Origin of the sequence: Streptomyces sp. P9(2023), from assembly GCF_032436795.1 — a bacterium.
Taxonomy (GTDB): domain Bacteria; phylum Actinomycetota; class Actinomycetes; order Streptomycetales; family Streptomycetaceae; genus Streptomyces.
This window is the reverse complement of sequence record NZ_JAUPWM010000651.1, coordinates 1-255: the sequence shown is the minus strand read 5'-3', so window position 1 is coordinate 255 and position 255 is coordinate 1. Positions and strand designations below refer to the sequence as shown.

Genomic DNA, 255 nt, shown 5'->3' with positions numbered 1-255 from the left:
ATCGACCGGTATGTATCTGACGGCACCATTAAAATGTTTGCTTATCTAGTACTACTCTACGATCCTGAGCCACACCCCTTGCTTTGTATCGAAGAACCGGAAAACCAGCTTTATCCCACCTTACTGTGGGAATTGGCAGAAGAATTTCGTGCTTACGCTGAGAGAGGAGGACAAGTTTTTGTATCGAGTCACTCTCCTGATTTCCTTAATGCCGTACAGGTGGAGGAAGTCTACTGGCTCGTGAAAGAGAAAGGC

The 255-nt window shown here is 46.3% G+C and carries 1 protein-coding gene; it reads left to right on the top strand.

Annotation, left to right across the window (positions count from 1 at the left end; genetic code table 11):
• The coding region (locus Q5762_RS39020) for an AAA family ATPase (protein ID WP_315897061.1) at positions 1–255 on the top strand (255 nt) is incomplete at both ends.